This is a genomic window from Sphingobium vermicomposti (genome assembly GCF_011762025.1).
GTDB classification, from domain to species: Bacteria; Pseudomonadota; Alphaproteobacteria; order Sphingomonadales; family Sphingomonadaceae; genus Sphingobium; species Sphingobium vermicomposti.
Map to the genome: position 1 here is coordinate 677,460 of NZ_JAASQR010000002.1, position 15,997 is coordinate 693,456.

General features: G+C 60.4%; 18 protein-coding genes. 13 read left to right on the plus strand and 5 right to left on the minus strand.

The genetic code is table 11. The features are described from left to right. The first annotated feature begins 46 nt into the window (after positions 1 to 46). On the plus strand, positions 47 to 913 hold the full coding sequence (gene purU, locus FHS54_RS08075; protein WP_167303274.1) for a formyltetrahydrofolate deformylase: 867 nt from the start codon (positions 47 to 49) through the stop codon (positions 911 to 913). A gap of 466 nt (positions 914 to 1,379) precedes the next feature. Here purU and FHS54_RS08080 read toward each other — a convergent pair whose 3' ends face one another. From FHS54_RS08080 to FHS54_RS08095, 4 genes are all read right to left on the minus strand, one after another. Then, entirely contained in the window at positions 1,380 to 1,589 is a 210-nt protein-coding gene (locus tag FHS54_RS08080) for a DUF2093 domain-containing protein (RefSeq protein WP_167303275.1), read from the minus strand. Then, a complete protein-coding gene (locus FHS54_RS08085; protein WP_167303276.1) occupies positions 1,589 to 2,992 on the minus strand; it encodes an NAD(P)H-dependent flavin oxidoreductase in 1,404 nt (467 codons plus the stop codon). The genes FHS54_RS08080 and FHS54_RS08085 overlap by 1 nt, the downstream gene beginning before the upstream one ends. A 94-nt stretch (positions 2,993 to 3,086) precedes the next feature. Next, positions 3,087 to 4,229, minus strand: coding sequence for a glycosyltransferase (locus FHS54_RS08090; RefSeq protein ID WP_167303277.1), 1,143 nt, complete (start codon positions 4,227 to 4,229; stop codon positions 3,087 to 3,089). Then, a complete protein-coding gene (locus FHS54_RS08095) occupies positions 4,222 to 5,091 on the minus strand; it encodes an alpha/beta fold hydrolase (RefSeq protein WP_167303278.1) in 870 nt (289 codons plus the stop codon). The genes FHS54_RS08090 and FHS54_RS08095 overlap by 8 nt, the downstream gene beginning before the upstream one ends. A 212-nt stretch (positions 5,092 to 5,303) precedes the next feature. On the opposite strand from FHS54_RS08095, the gene astD reads away from it, so the two are divergent. From astD to FHS54_RS08130, 7 genes are all read left to right on the plus strand, one after another. Further along, complete coding sequence (astD, locus tag FHS54_RS08100; protein ID WP_167303279.1) at positions 5,304 to 6,737, plus strand: succinylglutamate-semialdehyde dehydrogenase; 1,434 nt, start codon at positions 5,304 to 5,306, stop codon at positions 6,735 to 6,737. 116 nt (positions 6,738 to 6,853) lie between these two features. After that, on the plus strand, positions 6,854 to 7,642 hold the full coding sequence (gene cobA / locus FHS54_RS08105; protein ID WP_167303280.1) for a uroporphyrinogen-III C-methyltransferase: 789 nt from the start codon (positions 6,854 to 6,856) through the stop codon (positions 7,640 to 7,642). Continuing rightward, the gene (locus FHS54_RS08110) at positions 7,639 to 7,935 is read left to right on the plus strand and encodes a DUF2849 domain-containing protein (RefSeq protein WP_167303281.1); all 297 of its coding nucleotides are present in this window, start codon (positions 7,639 to 7,641) and stop codon (positions 7,933 to 7,935) included. The genes cobA and FHS54_RS08110 overlap by 4 nt, the downstream gene beginning before the upstream one ends. A 3-nt stretch (positions 7,936 to 7,938) precedes the next feature. Further along, positions 7,939 to 9,570, plus strand: coding sequence for a nitrite/sulfite reductase (locus FHS54_RS08115; RefSeq protein ID WP_167303282.1), 1,632 nt, complete (start codon positions 7,939 to 7,941; stop codon positions 9,568 to 9,570). Next, the gene (locus FHS54_RS08120; protein ID WP_167303283.1) at positions 9,563 to 10,003 is read left to right on the plus strand and encodes a DUF934 domain-containing protein; all 441 of its coding nucleotides are present in this window, start codon (positions 9,563 to 9,565) and stop codon (positions 10,001 to 10,003) included. The genes FHS54_RS08115 and FHS54_RS08120 overlap by 8 nt, the downstream gene beginning before the upstream one ends. Continuing rightward, the gene (locus tag FHS54_RS08125) at positions 9,996 to 10,787 is read left to right on the plus strand and encodes a phosphoadenylyl-sulfate reductase (protein WP_167303284.1); all 792 of its coding nucleotides are present in this window, start codon (positions 9,996 to 9,998) and stop codon (positions 10,785 to 10,787) included. The genes FHS54_RS08120 and FHS54_RS08125 overlap by 8 nt, the downstream gene beginning before the upstream one ends. 165 nt (positions 10,788 to 10,952) lie before the next feature. Further along, on the plus strand, positions 10,953 to 11,348 hold the full coding sequence (locus tag FHS54_RS08130; protein ID WP_167303285.1) for an MAPEG family protein: 396 nt from the start codon (positions 10,953 to 10,955) through the stop codon (positions 11,346 to 11,348). Positions 11,349 to 11,359: 11 nt separating this feature from the next. Here the strand turns inward: FHS54_RS08130 and FHS54_RS08135 are convergent, their stop codons facing one another. After that, a complete protein-coding gene (locus FHS54_RS08135) occupies positions 11,360 to 12,844 on the minus strand; it encodes a replicative DNA helicase (RefSeq protein WP_167303609.1) in 1,485 nt (494 codons plus the stop codon). Between the two features lie 133 nt (positions 12,845 to 12,977). On the opposite strand from FHS54_RS08135, the gene FHS54_RS08140 reads away from it, so the two are divergent. The 5 genes from FHS54_RS08140 to FHS54_RS08160 are packed head-to-tail and all read left to right on the plus strand — an operon-like array spanning position 12,978 to position 15,994. Then, positions 12,978 to 13,460 carry a UPF0262 family protein gene (locus FHS54_RS08140; RefSeq protein WP_167303286.1) on the plus strand — a complete coding sequence of 161 codons (483 nt, stop codon included), beginning with the start codon at positions 12,978 to 12,980 and terminating at the stop codon, positions 13,458 to 13,460. 47 nt (positions 13,461 to 13,507) lie between these two features. Beyond that, positions 13,508 to 14,164, plus strand: coding sequence for a GH25 family lysozyme (locus tag FHS54_RS08145; RefSeq protein WP_425057306.1), 657 nt, complete (start codon positions 13,508 to 13,510; stop codon positions 14,162 to 14,164). Then, the gene (locus tag FHS54_RS08150; protein ID WP_167303287.1) at positions 14,161 to 14,634 is read left to right on the plus strand and encodes a cytidine deaminase; all 474 of its coding nucleotides are present in this window, start codon (positions 14,161 to 14,163) and stop codon (positions 14,632 to 14,634) included. The genes FHS54_RS08145 and FHS54_RS08150 overlap by 4 nt, the downstream gene beginning before the upstream one ends. Before the next feature lie 6 nt (positions 14,635 to 14,640). Next, positions 14,641 to 15,195, plus strand: coding sequence for a dCTP deaminase (gene dcd, locus FHS54_RS08155; RefSeq protein WP_167303288.1), 555 nt, complete (start codon positions 14,641 to 14,643; stop codon positions 15,193 to 15,195). A 43-nt stretch (positions 15,196 to 15,238) separates the two neighbouring features. Next, complete coding sequence (locus FHS54_RS08160) at positions 15,239 to 15,994, plus strand: metallophosphoesterase (RefSeq protein WP_167303289.1); 756 nt, start codon at positions 15,239 to 15,241, stop codon at positions 15,992 to 15,994. Positions 15,995 to 15,997: the final 3 nt, after the last annotated feature.

The following is a 15,997-nucleotide window of genomic DNA, read 5'->3' on the forward strand; positions in this document are numbered from 1 at the left end:
GCCCGCATAGGGCAACGGCCTTTGCGACACTTTGCGGAGGCGCTTCTTGAACAATCCGGTTGTCCCTTCCTGGGTCCTGACCCTTGTCTGCGCGGATCGCGTGGGCATCGTCGCCGCAGTCAGCCGGTTTCTCGCCGAACGTGGCGGCTTCATCACTGACAGCCAGCAATATGCCGACCGGGAAGCCGGGCGCTTCTTCATGCGCGTGGCGTTTGAACCGGCGGACCAACGGATGGCGGATACGGACAGGCTAAGCGCTGAATTCGCTGCGGTCGGAGCACAGTTCGGCATGGACTGGAATCTAACGCCATCGGATGAGCGGCCGCGCATGTTGATCGCCGTGTCGAAGGGGTCACACTGTCTGGCCGACCTGCTCCATCGCTGGCAGACTGGGACGCTGGCCATCGACATCATGGGCGTTGTGTCCAATCATCCCGACATGCGGCGGATCACTGAATGGCACGGTATTCCCTATCATGAGCTGCCGCCCAATGGTAACAAGGCAGAGCAGGAGTCTGCTTTAATAGATATTTTTGACCGAACCAGATCCGATTATCTAATCCTTGCTCGATACATGCAGGTGCTGTCGGAGGATCTGGTGGAGCGCCTTTCGGGCCGCTGCATCAATATTCATCACAGCTTCCTGCCGGGCTTCAAGGGCGCACGTCCCTATCACCGCGCCCATGAGCGAGGCGTGAAGCTAATCGGCGCGACTGCTCATTTCGTAACTGCTGACTTGGATGAAGGTCCGATCATCGAACAAGCGGTAGAGCGCGTCGACCATCGCGCCACGGCGGAAGATATGATCCGCATCGGCCGCGATATAGAGGCTCAGGTTCTGGCGCGGGCGGTCGGTTGGATCGCTGACCGCCGGGTGCTCTTGAATGGCGGCAAAACTATCGTTTTTCGCTGAAGTTAATCCGGGGCGGTGAGAGCAAAGCGGTTGCGCATAACCCCTCAGGACAGCGTTCGCTGACGCAGCTCTACACAGGGATGGCTATCGACCGTTGATGGCAAGGCCGAGACATTAACTGGGTACGCTTAAAACAGGATGTTTTGGTGCAATCAGGAAGGCGGAAAACGCCCATTACGCGCAAAATATGGCCCATCAACGGGCTGCGGGACGTTCAAAACGCGACGCTATATATAAACCAACCCACAATCAGCAGGCTGGTAACGACACAAAGTCGATCGCCAAAAACGTCTATCCGCGACATCGTCCAGCATCCTTCCTTATAGGCAATCTACGTCGCCTGATAGAAAGTATAACCGACCGGGAACCGAAAAGGAACCATCAAAGTCGAGAAATAAGCCGAGAAACCGGGATTATCTTCCCCCAACGCTGTCGAAGACGGACATAGGTCCGCCCGACCAACTGGTTAGACCAAAGCCGCACGATGCTGGAGTATCGAATGCGTCGCTTCCACCGGGCCGCGATAGGCTTCCTGAAACTCTGCGCTCCAATATTTCAGGTCATCCAGATCAATCCGCTCGCCCGAAACGGCGCAAAGCACAAACTGCCCTGGACGCACGACATCAAAATGTGGCGTGTGATAATGCAGCACGGCAAGACCTGGGATATCGGCCATCAATCGCCCGTCAATATGCGATCGACCAACTGCTTCACCGTCGGCACGAACCCATTAGAATAAAATGGATCCTGCTTGAACTTGTAGGCTCCATGACCCGCGAACAGCAGATTTTTGTCGAGGTCGCCGCCATGCACCGCTTCCTGCAGCGATTTCTGGATGCAGAAGCTGCGCGGATCGGCGAGCCGGCCTGTAGAATTCGTCTCGCTATCCATCCAGCTGGAAAAGGCGCACTGGCTGAGGCAACCCATGCAGTCCGTCTGATCCTTGCGGACTTCGGCCCTTTCCTCCTCATTGACGAAGACCAGCGTGTTGTCCGGCGTCTTGAGAGCGGATGTAAACCCCTGCCCAACCCATTCGCGTGCGCGCAAAAGGTCGCCGCGCGTCACCCAGAAATTCTTGCCTTTGACCCCTGCGTCAAGCTGGTGGGTATGATCCCCGGCCTGCTCGGTGCTGAACGGGATCTGCCGTTCAGAACGCGCTTCCAGCTGGCGCAGGAACGGATTGCGGATCGCCGAGCTGTAGAAGCCCGTGGGCGAAAAGCGGTGAAGCAGGATGTCGCCCTGATCGAGTTGGGTCAGCCTTTGCTTCCACTCCTGCGGGATCGGGCTTTCCTGCGTCAACAGGGGGCGCGTCCCGAACTGGAATGCGATACTGCCAAGCTCAGGATTGTCGATCCAGTCGTTCCAATCCTTAAGGTGCCAGACGCCGCCAGCCATGATGATCGGCACATCGTCCGAAATACCGCCTTCGCGCATGGTGTCGCGTAACGCCTTCACGCGCGGATAAGGGTCCTGCGGCTCGCGCGGATCTTCCGCATTCGAAAGGCCATTATGCCCGCCAGCGAGCCAGGGATCTTCATAGACCACCGCCGCCAGCCATTCCGACGCCTTGGAATAGGCGCGCTTCCAGAGTGCCCGGAATGCACGACCGGAACTGACGATCGGAAGATAGCTGACTCCATAGGAGGCCGCGATCTCGCTCAGCTTATAAGGCATGCCAGCGCCGCAGGTGACGCCCGCCACCATGCCGCGCGTCTTTTCCAGCACGCCGTGCAGCACACGCTGCGCGCCGCCCATTTCCCAAAGTATGTTGATGTTGATCGCGCCCTTGCCCCCGGCAATCTCAAAAGCGCGCTTCACCTGTTCGACTGCGCCGTCGATGGCATAGGCCACCAATTCTTCATGACGGTCCCGCCGAGTGCGGCCATGATAGATTTGCGGAATGACATTGCCCATGCTGTCATAGCTGTCGGCGTTGACTGCGGACACGGTTCCGATCCCGCCCGCAGCAGCCCACGCGCCAGAGCTGGCATGGTTGGACACGGCCACGCCCTTGCCACCTTCGACCAGCGGCCAGACTTCGCGGCCACCATATATGATGGGCTTCAAACCCTTAAACAACGCAATCTCCCGCGCATTAACTGCTGGGTCCCCGGGCCATTGAAAGTCGCGCTATAGCAGCTTTTGAACCCGATGACGAAAGTTACGCGCGCCCCTACCGCAAAATATGCGGACTGGAAAGTGCCTCCCCATAAAGCGCAGCATAAGCCTCCACCATCGTGGCTTCATCAAAGTCGCGGCATGCCCGCGCACGGTTCGCTGCACCCAACCGCGCCCGCAGTTCCGCGCTGCCGCTAAGCGTCTCCAGCGCCTGGGAAAGCCCCTGTTCGTCGGCCACCACATAAGCGCGATTTTCAGGGGCAACCATCTGCGCGACATCGCCGACATCCATCGATGCGACGGGCAGGCCTGCCGCCATCGCCTCCACCAGCGAAATGGGAAACTGCTCACTGTCGGATGAAAGCGCAAAAATATCCAACAGTCCGACATAGCGCCATGGGTCAGGCAGGAAGCCCGCCATGTGGAGGTCGTCGATCCCATGGCGCTCCGCTTCGGCGAGAATCGCCTGCCGCTCCGGCCCCTCCCCCACTACAACGAGTTGAAGCCGGTCCCGGTGAGGCGCAATCGCGCGGATCAGGCGGGGGATGTTCTTGACCGGGCGTAGGCCGGCAAGGGTGCCCACCAGCAATTTGCCGGGAGAGCGAACGAGGCCGGGGATCGCATCCGGCGCGGGCGTGGCCACATAACGCGCGACGTCGATGCCGTTCTGGATGAGGTGTATCCTGCAGTGAGGCTGACGCCAGACATGCCGCGTGATATGTTCAAGCCTGATCGAAGGAACGACAACCGCAAAGCTACCCCCCAAGGCCAGACGACGATATAGGGTCCGCCGCGCCTTGAGGCCCGCCGTCTCATCCGCGTTGAAGCCATCCTCATGATGAATGAGCGGCGGCAGGCGCATGAATGGCGCGCAAAGGCGGTGAGACATGACCGCGTCCATCGCTCCCCAATTATAGGTGAGGACCAGGTCGAAGTTGGACAGGAGCCGGCCGATAGCCCGGAAACGCGCTGGGTTGGGGCGGCCTTTGAGCGGTGGAGACGGCGGAAAGTCGACATGGATCGCGGGATCGATCGCAGCGCGCGCATCCATGGCGTCGGGGTCCGCACTGACGATGCTGTGATGTGCCCGCCCGCCCCACAGGTTCATCAGGCGAACAGCGCGCGCTTCCTTGCCCCCCAGGGTGAAGCTGCCATGGATATGGAGCAGCCGTGGCGGCGCCCCCGACGGATCAGCCATGAAGTACCCGCGCCAGCAACTGGTCGATGGCGCTTGCCGCCTCCGGCTCACCCAGTACGGGCGCATGCCCCACGCCGGGGACGGTTGCCAGTGCTGCGCCAGCGCCGATTTCCCGCACCATTCGTTCAGTCGTTTCGACGCCAAGAATATCCGAACGCTCTCCTCTCAGGATCAGCGTGGGGATATCGCGGAAGGACGCCATGGCGGGCCACATGTCGACGCCGCCTTCTCCGCCCGCGACGCGCAGCGGTTCGGCAATACGCATGTCATAGTCCAGCACCACCCGCCCTCCATTGCTCAGCCGATAGAGACGCTTCGCCATCGCCAGCCATTGTTCAAGACCATAGGCGGGATAGATGTCGCGGTTCGTGTCTTCCAACGCGCGCGCCGCATGAACCCAGCTTGGGTGCGATTGCCCCACGCCAACATAGGCCCTGATTCGCGCAAGTCCCACTTCCTCCAGCGTGGGTCCCACATCGTTCAGCACGGCTCCGGCAAGCCATTCGCGATGCGTCGCGGCGATCAGCATGGTGATCAGACCGCCCAGCGACGTGCCGATGGCGACGAAGCGGGTGATTGCAAGGTCGCTCAAAAGTCGGCTGATATCCTGAAGATAGGTCAGGGGAACATATGTCATCGGGTCTTTCGCCTGCGCGCTTTCCCCGCGCCCCCGCATGTCGGGACAGATCAGACGCCAATGTCCGCCAAGCCTTTCGGCAAGCGGCTCGAAATCCCTGGAATTGCGGGTCAGGCCGGGCAGGCAAAGGAGCGGCGGCCGCCCATCGGACCCGCCAGCATAGTCGCGATAATGGAGACGCAGGCCATCAGGAGACCACCAATAGCCGTCGGCAAATACGCTCACCCGTCCTGCATCCTCAGCTTGTTGAAGGCTTCAAAGGAAAAGCCTTGACCTCCTTGTCCCAAGCATTGGCTTGGCTCCGTCTTCATATCGCCGCACCGTCAGCATCCCGCAAGCCGAGAGATGAGCCATCAACGAATAAAAAGCGATGCGGAAGCGTGTTGCCGGTGGCTGGCTCCCTTCCCTAACCGCCCGATATCATCCATATCGATGGCATGTCCGCAACGCTGACTTCAACCGAACCCGCCACTGGCGTTCTCCTGTGGCAAGGAACCCCGAGTGATGTGGAGGCGGAGGTCGCTCGCGTCCGCGCGGCTTGGCCGCGCTGGGCGGCGCAACCGGTCGCCTATCGCATCGAAACGCTTCGCCGCTTCGTCAACGTGGTTCGCGCCAATGAAGATCAACTGGCCGACCTGATTGCGCGCGAAACGGGCAAGCCGTTGTGGGATGCGCGAACCGAAGTCACCGCGGTGATGAACAAGGTCGATATTTCCGTTGCGGCCTATTCGGAACGTACCGGCCAGCGGCGATTGGAAGCGGCCCTGGGCGCTCGTCAGTCCGTGCGGCATAAACCTCATGGCGTGATGGCGGTGCTTGGCCCCTATAATTTCCCCGCCCATCTGCCCAACGGGCATATCGTGCCCGCCCTACTGGCAGGCAATGGCGTGCTGTTCAAACCATCTGAACATACGCCCGCCGTTGGCGAAATGCTGGTCCGACTTTTCCATGAAGCGGGGGTCCCCGAAGATAGCCTTCGGCTGGTCCTGGGCGGGCCGGACGAAGGAAAAGCGCTTGCTGCCCATCCCGATGTGAACGGAATCCTGTTTACTGGATCGGCGCATACCGGCATCGCGATAAACCAACAATTCGCAACCGATCCGGGCAAGATTCTGGCCCTGGAAATGGGCGGCAACAATCCTGTCATCGTATGGGACACCGCCGACATAGCGAGCGCGGCTGTGCTGGTGGTGCAATCCGCTTTCCTGTCGAGCGGCCAGCGATGCACGGCAGCAAGCCGGTTGATCGTCAAGCAGGAACTGGCCGACGCATTGATCGGTGAGGTCAAAAAGATTGCCGACCGCCTCATTGTCGATCACCCACACGCCGATCCAACCCCCTTTATGGGGCCAGTCATTGACAATCGGGCCGCGGATCAGCTGACCGAAAGCTTCCTTTATCTGATGAGCCACGGCGGACGCCCCATCAAGCATATGGCGCGCCCCGTTGAAGATCGCCCTTTCCTCAGCCCCGCAATCATCGACGTCACCGCGATGGAAGAGCGGCCTGATGTCGAATTATTCGGACCGTTGCTGCAGGTCATCCGCGTGCCTGATTTCGCCGCCGCCATCGCAGAAGCCAACAATAGTCGCTATGGGCTGTCCGCTTCGCTGATCGGGGGATCGCCCGAACAATATAACCAGTTCTGGGCCAATGTCCGAGCCGGGATCGTCAACTGGAACCGCCCGACTAATGGCGCTTCTTCCTCCGCTCCCTTTGGCGGAGTGGGGATTTCCGGCAATCATCGGCCAAGCGCTTATTATGCGGCGGATTATTGCGCCTATCCCGTTGCTTCCGTTGAAATTGAGCAGCCGCGCGCGTCTATCGGCGTGGGCCTGAAGGATATCGATATCAAGGCCATGGGCGACTGAACGCTCGCCGTTCGTTCCCATTTTTGGGTGAAGCTGCGGCCCCTCCCAAATTTTCCTACGTGGCGGACAAAGCATTCTGAATTGAAACAGCCACGCGCTTCCGCCATCTGGCCATCATGGCTAAAGCTGCCCCTTCCACCGTTTACCTCGTCGGCGCGGGCCCAGGCGACCCGGACCTTCTGACTCTGCGCGCCGCGCGATTGATCGGCGAAGCGCAGGTGATCGTGCATGACGGGCTGGTATCCGATGCAATATTGGCAATGGCTTCGCCGGATGCCGAGTTGATTTCCGTCGCCAAGCAACGCAGCCGCCATTCCCTGCCGCAGGAAGGTATAAACGCGCTTCTGATCGACCTTGCGCTCTCCGGGCGCGGTGTCGTGCGGTTAAAAGGGGGCGACCCCTTCATCTTCGGACGCGGTGGTGAGGAGTTGGAAGCGTGCCGCGCCGCAGGCGTACCGGTGGAGGTGGTCCCCGGCATCAGCGCCGCGATCGGCTGCGCCGCGCAGGCGCAGCTGCCCCTCACCCATCGTGAAGCGGCGAGCGCCGTTACCTTTGTAGCGGGTCAGTGCAAGGGTCTGACGGATCAGGACTGGTCCGGGCTGGCAGGACATGGCCGAACGCTCGTCATCTACATGGGCGTGGCAACGGCGACGGATATCGCCGACAAGCTGATCGCTGACGGCGTGTCGCCCGCGATTCCGGTTGCCGTGCTGGAAAATGGCACACGCGCGGACATGCGGACGCTGCGTACACTGCTGGCCGACCTGGGCGACATGGTCGTACGGGAAAAGGTGAAAAGCCCGGCATTGATTGTCGTGGGCGACGTGGCGGCCTATGCGCTGGCGCAGGACGCGCTGGCCGGTTTGGCCGCGCAAATGAACAATGGGGCGGAGATGCTTTCGTGAAGATTTTGACGGGCAATGACCTGGGCACCGGCGACGTCATCTGGTGGGCCGGCGACGGCTGGTCACGCCAGCTGGCCGATTCGGTGGACGTCGGTGACAAGGGTGAGGAACTGGCAGGTGCGGAAGAAGCCGCTTTGCGGGTCGTCGCACCCTATGTGATCGACGCCACCGTGACGGACGAAGGCGTGCGGCCTGCACATATTAAGGACCGCATCCGTGCTCTGGGGCCGACCGTGCGCCCCGACCTGACGCTAAAACCGAATGACGCCGACGCCGGCAACTGGGTGATCTGAACCATGTATCGTTATGACAGCTATGACCAGTCGATCGTCGACACGCGGGTCGAAGAGTTTCGCGACCAGACGCAGCGCCGCCTCGCGGGCCAGCTGACCGAGGATCAGTTCAAGCCGCTGCGCCTGATGAACGGCCTCTACCTTCAGCTGCACGCCTATATGCTGCGCGTCGCGATCCCCTATGGCACTCTTTCGGGCAAGCAGATGCGAAAGCTGGGCGAGATCGCTGCGAAATATGACAAGGGCTATGGCCACTTTACGACGCGCCAGAATCTTCAGTATAACTGGATCAAGCTGGCCGATGCGCCGGAAATCCTGGCCGAACTGGCGACGGTCGAGATGCACGCGATCCAGACCAGCGGCAACTGCATCCGCAACATTTCGTCGGATCAATATGCCGGTGTAGCGGCCGACGAAGTGGCTGATCCGCGCCCCTGGGCGGAGCTGCTGCGGCAATGGTCGACCTTCCACCCTGAATTCACCTATCTGCCGCGCAAGTTCAAGATCGCGGTGATCGCGAGCGAGGAAGATCGTTCCGCGATGAAGCTTCACGATATCGGTCTGAAGCTGGTGAAGCGCGACGGACAGATCGGTGCCGAGGTCTATGCCGGTGGCGGCATGGGCCGGACACCCATGGTTGCGCCTCAAATCAGCGACTTCGTACCGGAAGATGAGATTATATCTTATCTGGAAGCGTGCCTGCGCGTCTACAATCGCTACGGTCGCCGCGATAACAAGTACAAGGCGCGGATCAAGATCCTGGTCCATGAACTAGGCGTCGATGAATATAAGCGGCAGGTGGAGGAAGAGTTCGCCCACATGCGGATTCTCGGCCTCAACCCGCCGACCGAAGAGCTGAATCGCATCCGGCCTTTCTTCGCCAACCCAGCTTATGAGCAGGGCCTGAGCGACGACCTCGACCGCTCCGACCCGGCCTTTGCGCTGTGGGCGGACCGGCAGGTCGCGGCGCACAAGCAGCCCGGCTATGCGATCGTCAACATCAGCCTGAAACCGCGCGGCGGCATTCCGGGTGACGCGTCGGCAGAGCAGATCGAGCTGGCGGCCGAGCTTGCCGAAAACTATTCCTTCGACGAACTGCGCGTGACCCATGCGCAGAACCTCGTCCTACCCCATGTGAAAAAGGCGGACCTTTACACCATCTGGCAGAAGCTGGATGCCGCAGGTCTGGCCGAAGCCAATCTGGACCTCATCACCGATATCATCGCTTGCCCTGGCCTCGACTATTGCAGCCTGGCCAATGCACGGTCGATCCCGCTGGCGCAAAAGCTGTCGGAGCGCTTCGCAAGCATTGAGCAGCAGAAGGATCTGGGCGAGCTGAAGGTGAAGATTTCCGGCTGCATCAATGCTTGCGGCCACCACCATGCAGGCCATATCGGCGTGCTGGGCGTGGACCGTAAAGGCGTGGAGAATTTCCAGCTGTCGCTTGGCGGATCGGGCGCGGAGGACGCCGCCGTCGGTCAGATCACCGGCCCGGGTTTCTCCGAGGACGGTGTGGTCGACGCGATCGAGAAGGTGACCGACCTCTATCTGGCCCAGCGAGAGGAAGGCGAACGCTTCCTCGACACCTATCGCCGTCTTGGCATGAAGCCCTTCAAGGAGGCGATCTATGGTTGAGTTCCTTTCCTTCCGCGAAGGCGAAGCAACGCAGGAACCGGCGGTGACGGTCGAATCCTTCACCGGCCAGTCCAATTCGACGGCGGTCAGGATCGAAGCGGGCGAAGATGCGCGTGAACTGCTGCCCTATCTTGATCGGCTGTCACTAGTGGAAGTCAACTTCCCTGCTTTCGGCGACGGTCGCGGCTATTCGGCCGCGCGTATACTGCGGGAAGCAGGCTATGCCGGTGAACTGCGCGCCGTCGGCGACGTTCTGGTGGACCAGCTTGTCGCGATGCGGCGCTGTGGCTTTGACAGCTTCCGGCCCGATAAGGCGCTGGACGACGACGCCGCAGAGCGTGCGCTCAATCGTTATGCCGACGTCTATCAAAAGACCGTCGATGGCCGCCGCCCTGTTTGGGCGAAACGGCACCCGGAGAATGTGAATGGCTGAACCTGCCCGCCAGCTTGATGTGATCGACGCGCGGCCCGCCTTTACCCAGGCGGAAGCCGACGCCCTCAACGCGCGTTTCGAAGGCGTCGATACGCTGTCGATGCTCAAGACCGTCTTTGCCGAAGGGCTGGCGGGCAATGTCGCAGTTGTGTCGTCTTTCGGCACGGAAAGTGCTGTGTTGCTCCATCTGGTGGCAATGGCGGACAAGAATGTACCGGTAATCTTTGTCGATACGCTCAAGATGTTCTCCGAAACCCTGGATTATCGTAACACGTTGATCAGCACTTTCGGCTTTACCGACAGCCGGGCAGTCACGCCCCTGCCCGACGTGCTGGCGACAAAGGACGAAACCGGCCTGCGCTGGTCTTACGATCCCGACGGCTGCTGCGAAATCCGCAAGGTGGAGCCGATGCATCGCGCGAAGGACGGGCTCGACGCCTGGATTTCGGGGCGGAAGGCGTTCCAGTCGGTAACGCGCCAAAACCTCCCGCGCTTTGAGATCGAAGACGGTCGCCTGAAAATCAATCCCTTGGGTGATTGGACGAAGACAGACCTTGAAGCATATTTCGAGCAGCACCAGCTGCCGCGCCATCCGTTGGAATCACAGGGTTATCTGTCGATCGGATGCGAACCCTGCACGTCGAAGGTCCTGCCGGGCGAAGACCCGCGCGCGGGTCGTTGGCGTGGTTGGGACAAGGTAGAATGCGGAATTCATACGCCCGTAACTCCGCTGCCCGCGCCTGTGGGCGACCCGGACGATCCGGCCAATCAGCCTGTGTTCTAAAGGCTCAAAGGCCTCAGGCTTCATCTGGTAATATAAAATCCTCCCTGTGCTAAGCGCGCGGGGAGGATTTTCTGTCTGCCGCCTCAAAATGCGCCAGCCGTCACAAGCAGGATGACGTAGCCACAACATCCCCTATTATGCGCCAGTCAATCAAAGGGGACTGTCATGGCGATTGAGATCAAGATTCTCGCCTGGAGCTGCGCGCTCCTGCTCGTGCATATCTTTGCGGCAGCGCATCTCAAGACGAAGCAATATGGGACCAAGTGGAACATGGGCGCGCGGGACGAATCCTTGCCGCCGTTAGCTCCAGTGGCGGGCCGTCTGGTGCGCGCTCAAGCGAATTTCCTGGAAACCTATCCCATCGCCATCATCTGCCTATTCGGGGTGGTCGTCGCTGACAAGGCGACCGAGACGACGGCGCTGGGTGGCTGGCTGTGGCTCGGCGCGCGCGCTGCCTATCTGCCGCTGTACGGCATGGGGGTGCCCGTCATCAGGACGCTCGCCTATGGAGTCAGCCTGGTCGGCCTGGCGCTGATATTCCAGGCGCTAGTGTCGGGCTAACCCGTCGTGCTTCATTCGTAATCGCCCATATAGCCGCCCTCGGCCAGATCCGAGAAGCGCGTGATCTTGGCGTCGAATTTCATGCGGATGCGCCCGGTGGAACCGTGGCGCTGTTTGGCGATGATCAGTTCGGCCAGGCCATAGATGCGCTCCATCTCCTGCGCCCATTCCAGATGGTCGGGGCCTTCCTTGTTCCCTGGTTCCTTGGCCGCCACATAATAATCTTCGCGGAATACGAACCAGACCATGTCCGCGTCCTGCTCGATCGAGCCGGATTCGCGCAGATCCGAAAGCTGCGGGCGCTTGTCCTCACGTTGTTCGACCGCGCGGCTCAGCTGCGACAGCGCCAGAACCGGAACGTTAAGTTCCTTCGCCAACGTCTTCAAACCACGCGAGATTTCCGAGATTTCCTGAACGCGATTGTCGCTGCTCTTTCCAGTTCCCTGCAGCAGTTGAAGATAATCGACGATGACGAGGCCGACATCATGGCGGCGCTTCAACCGGCGGGCGCGGGTGCGCAGGGCGGCGATGGTCAGGCCCGGCGTATCGTCGATAAATAGCGGCAATTCCTGAAGCTCACGGGCGGCGCGGGACAGGTTCTGAAAATCGGCGCGGCTGATCTTACCCATGCGCAAAGCTTCGCCGCTGATGCCCGACTGTTCGGCCAGAACGCGGGTCGCCAGCTGATCCGCCGACATTTCAAGGCTGAAAAATGCGGTCTTGGCGCCCATATTCTTTTCCGGCGGAATGCCGTCAGCATGATCGCGCATCCAGCGTGAGGCTGCATTATAGGCGATGTTGGTCGCGAGCGACGTCTTGCCCATACCCGGACGGCCCGCCAGGATCATAAGGTCCGAATTGTGAAGGCCACCGATCTTTTCGTTCAGGCTGTTGAGACCTGTGGTGATTCCCGACACATGGCCGCCACTGTTGAGCGCTCGCTCGGCCACCTGCACCGCCATGGTCGTGGCGGTCGCAAAGCTCTTGACCGATCCGACCTCTCCTTCCCCTTCGGACACTTTATAAAGGGCGACCTCCGCCTGCTCTATCTGTTCGCGGGGATTGACATCCTCACTCGTATCAAGAGCATTTTCAACAAGTTCACGTCCAACATTCACAAGCTGACGCAAGAGAGCGAGATCATAGATCTGGCTGGCGAAATCGCGCGCGCCCAGCAGCGCCGCGCCGTTGCCGGTTAACTGCGCGAGATAGCCAACGCCCCCCAGTTCCTTGAGCGCCGGGTCCTGCTCCAACATCGGTTTCAGCGTCACCGGGTTCGCGACCATGTCACGTTCCACAAGCTTCATGACGGCTTCATAGACGCGGCCGTGAAGTGGTTCGAAGAAATGCTCAGGCTTGAGCCTCAGTTGCACATCTTCGGCAATGCGGTTGTCGATCATCAGCGCGCCCAGCAGCGCGGCTTCGGCCTCCACATTGCGGGGGAGCTCCGTGACGCCTGTTTCCACGGCGGGGTTCATCTGCACCAATTCGACCATGCGCCCCTCATCGCGCGGGCAGAGGTCCAGCGCAAGCGGGAAGCCGCGTTCCCTTGGGCAAAGCTGTGGAGAACTCTTCTGACTTATCCGGCCTTGCTTTTCCCCGCTGGCCGCCGCACTCACCATCGGCATCATGGCCGATCCGCGCATCATAGATATCACGCTCGACGAGCGGACGATCCTGTGGCGCAGCGCCGATGTCGAACAGGAACGGCGCATAGCCATTTTCGACCTGTTGGAAGATAATTTCTTCGCTCCACAGCGTGTCCATGCCGACGGTTATGCAGGGCCTTATCGCGTGATGCTGCGCGTGGAGGAAGGGCGGCTAGTCATCGAAATCAAGCGCGATGATGAAGAACCGCTGGAGGCGATCATCCTCAGCCTCGGTCGTTTCCGCAGGCCCATCCGCGAATATTTCGCCATCTGCGACAGCTATTATCAGGCGATCAACCATGCTTCGCCTCAGCAAATCGAAACGGTGGACATGGCCAGGCGCGCCATCCACAATGACGCGGCAGAAATGCTGATTGAACGGCTGGACGGCAAGATAAAGGTCGATTTCGACACGGCCAGACGCCTGTTCACGCTGATTTGCGTGCTGCATATCAAGGGTTAGAGGGGGACATCATCCGTCAGCATTCCACAGGCCGGTATCTGGCCCGCATTCTGGCGGGTGCCGCTGTCCTCGCCCTGCTGGCGGGGGGGCTGTGGCTCTATGCGCGCGATTGGGCACCTGACCGCGACGTCTATCCGACGCAAGGCGTCGCGGTCAGCGCGGACAATGGCCCGATCGACTGGGGAACGCTGGCCGCAAATGGGGTCGATTTCGCCTATATTCGCGCGGCCAAAGGCGCGGAGGGCCGCGATCCCGCCTTTGCCCGCAACTGGTCAGCCGCTCGGTCGGCAGGACTGCGCTATGGCGCTTCGCTGGACTTCAGCCTTTGCAAGCGCGCGGCAGAACAGGCGACCCGATTCGTGACAACCGTGCCGCGCGACAATGCCGCCCTGCCTCCTGTCATTCGCCTGACGCTCACCCCCGCTTGCGCAGAGCGGCCGGAACGAGACGCGGTGCTGTCGGAACTCAATACGCTGGTAAATCTCGTCGAAAGCAATGCGCGTAAGCCTGCCCTGCTCAACATCTCACCCGATTTCGAGGAACATTATGATATCGCGTCCGGCATCAACCGGACGCTGTGGCTGGAAGGCGACTTCTTTCCCCCCGATTATGCGACCCGCAAATGGGTCATGTGGACAGCCAATGACATGCGGCATATCGACGGTATCGAAGGGCCTGTCAGATGGGGTGTTGTGGCACCATGAACGCGATGGAGGATGACGTCAGCCGACTGATAGAAGCGGCGCGCGCGGCCCGAAAAAATGGCTATGCGCCTTACAGCCGTTTTTCGGTCGGCGCGGCTGTGCGGCTGACCGATGGAGAGATCATCGCTGGTGCCAATTTTGAAAATGCGAGCCTGGGACTGTCGCTTTGCGCCGAAACTGTCGCGTTGGCGGCGGCCAATGCGCGGGGACGGTTCGCCGACGTTAACGCCATCGCCGTGGTTGGCGGGCCGACCGACTGGCCCGATGACGCCCCTAGAAACCATGTCGTCACTCCATGTGGCCGGTGCCGTCAGATTCTGAACGAAGCCCAGCAGGTGGCCGACCGCCCAATCGCCATCTATTGCGCTTCAGTGGATGGTGACGCGATAGTGGAACATAACGTAACCTCCCTCCTCCCATTCGCATTTGGTCCCAATGACTTGGGCATCACTCCTCACAGGAAAAGCTAGATATTCATGTCGATATTGTCCGATAAGTGGATCCGCGAACAGGCCCTGTCCAGCAACATGATCGAGCCTTTTGTCGAAAGTCAGCGGCGCGATGGGTGCATCAGCTACGGCCTGTCTTCCTACGGCTATGACGCCCGCGTGGCCGACGAGTTCAAGATCTTCACGAACGTCGATAGCGCCGTGGTCGATCCCAAGGATTTTGCTTCAAACAGCTTTGTCGACCGCAAGACCGACTGTTGCATCATTCCGCCCAACAGTTTCGCACTGGCGCGCACCGTGGAATATTTCCGGGTGCCGCGCGACGTGCTGGTGATCTGCCTCGGCAAATCCACCTATGCGCGCTGCGGCATCATCGTGAATGTGACCCCGCTGGAGCCGGGCTGGGAGGGTCATGTGACGCTGGAATTTTCCAACACCACCCCGCTGCCCGCGAAAATCTACGCCAACGAAGGTGCGTGCCAGTTTCTGTTCCTGAAGGGGAATGAACCCTGCGAAGTCAGCTATGCCGATCGCGCCGGCAAATATATGGGGCAGCAGGGTGTGACATTGCCTCGGCTGTAAAGCCGTGCGACACTGACAACATGAAGCTCGAGCGGTTGCCGCCATGCTGAATTTTCTTCGCCGCCGTCCACAGCCGCGAAACACGCTTTCCAGCGTGGGCGACGACGTCCGGGTCTATGCCATTGGCGACATCCATGGGCGGCTGGACCTGTTCGACCGGCTGATGGACATGATCGCGCAGGACGAAGCGAACCGTCCACCCCTACCCCGCCAACTGATCTTGTTGGGGGACCTGATTGATCGTGGTCCGCAATCGGCACAAATGATCGACCGCGCAATGACCCTGGCGCAATCGGTGGACAATGTCAGCTTCATCAAGGGTAACCATGAGGAATTGTTCATCGCCGCCTCTAGCGGCAGCGCGCAACATGCCGGATTTTTCCGCCGCATCGGCGGCGTCGAAACACTGTCGAGTTACGGCCTACCCGTCAGGGAATGCGCAGCGATGGACGATAGCGCACTGGCGCAATGGATGCTGGCGCATATACCCCGCGACCATGTCGATTTCGTTGACCAGTTTGAAGACATGCTGACGATCGGCGATTATCTGTTCGTCCATGCGGGCATTCGTCCGCGTGTGCGGCTGGATGCCCAGCGTCCCGCTGACTTGCGCTGGATCAGAGGCGAATTTTTGACCCATGGCGGCGATCATGGGCGAATGATCGTCCACGGCCATAGCATCTCCGATGACGTGGATGAGCAGTCCAACCGCATCGGCATCGATACGGGAGCCTGGCGAAGCGGAAAATTGAGCGCGCTGGGGCTGCAAGGGACAGAGCGCTGGTTTCTCCAGACCTGATTT

What these genes read in the sequence shown, in the direction of transcription:
- FHS54_RS08080 (WP_167303275.1), bottom strand. Translation starts at nt 1,589, where the DNA reads ATGGCCGATATCCCAGGTCTTGCCGTGCTGCATTATCACACGCCACAT.
- FHS54_RS08090 (WP_167303277.1), bottom strand. Translation starts at nt 4,229, where the DNA reads ATGGCTGATCCGTCGGGGGCGCCGCCACGGCTGCTCCATATCCATGGC.
- astD (WP_167303279.1), top strand. Translation starts at nt 5,304, where the DNA reads ATGTCCGCAACGCTGACTTCAACCGAACCCGCCACTGGCGTTCTCCTG.
- cobA (WP_167303280.1), top strand. Translation starts at nt 6,854, where the DNA reads ATGGCTAAAGCTGCCCCTTCCACCGTTTACCTCGTCGGCGCGGGCCCA.
- FHS54_RS08115 (WP_167303282.1), top strand. Translation starts at nt 7,939, where the DNA reads ATGTATCGTTATGACAGCTATGACCAGTCGATCGTCGACACGCGGGTC.
- FHS54_RS08120 (WP_167303283.1), top strand. Translation starts at nt 9,563, where the DNA reads ATGGTTGAGTTCCTTTCCTTCCGCGAAGGCGAAGCAACGCAGGAACCG.
- FHS54_RS08125 (WP_167303284.1), top strand. Translation starts at nt 9,996, where the DNA reads ATGGCTGAACCTGCCCGCCAGCTTGATGTGATCGACGCGCGGCCCGCC.
- FHS54_RS08130 (WP_167303285.1), top strand. Translation starts at nt 10,953, where the DNA reads ATGGCGATTGAGATCAAGATTCTCGCCTGGAGCTGCGCGCTCCTGCTC.
- FHS54_RS08135 (WP_167303609.1), bottom strand. Translation starts at nt 12,844, where the DNA reads ATGGTCGAATTGGTGCAGATGAACCCCGCCGTGGAAACAGGCGTCACG.
- FHS54_RS08140 (WP_167303286.1), top strand. Translation starts at nt 12,978, where the DNA reads ATGGCCGATCCGCGCATCATAGATATCACGCTCGACGAGCGGACGATC.
- FHS54_RS08150 (WP_167303287.1), top strand. Translation starts at nt 14,161, where the DNA reads ATGAACGCGATGGAGGATGACGTCAGCCGACTGATAGAAGCGGCGCGC.
- dcd (WP_167303288.1), top strand. Translation starts at nt 14,641, where the DNA reads ATGTCGATATTGTCCGATAAGTGGATCCGCGAACAGGCCCTGTCCAGC.
- FHS54_RS08160 (WP_167303289.1), top strand. Translation starts at nt 15,239, where the DNA reads ATGCTGAATTTTCTTCGCCGCCGTCCACAGCCGCGAAACACGCTTTCC.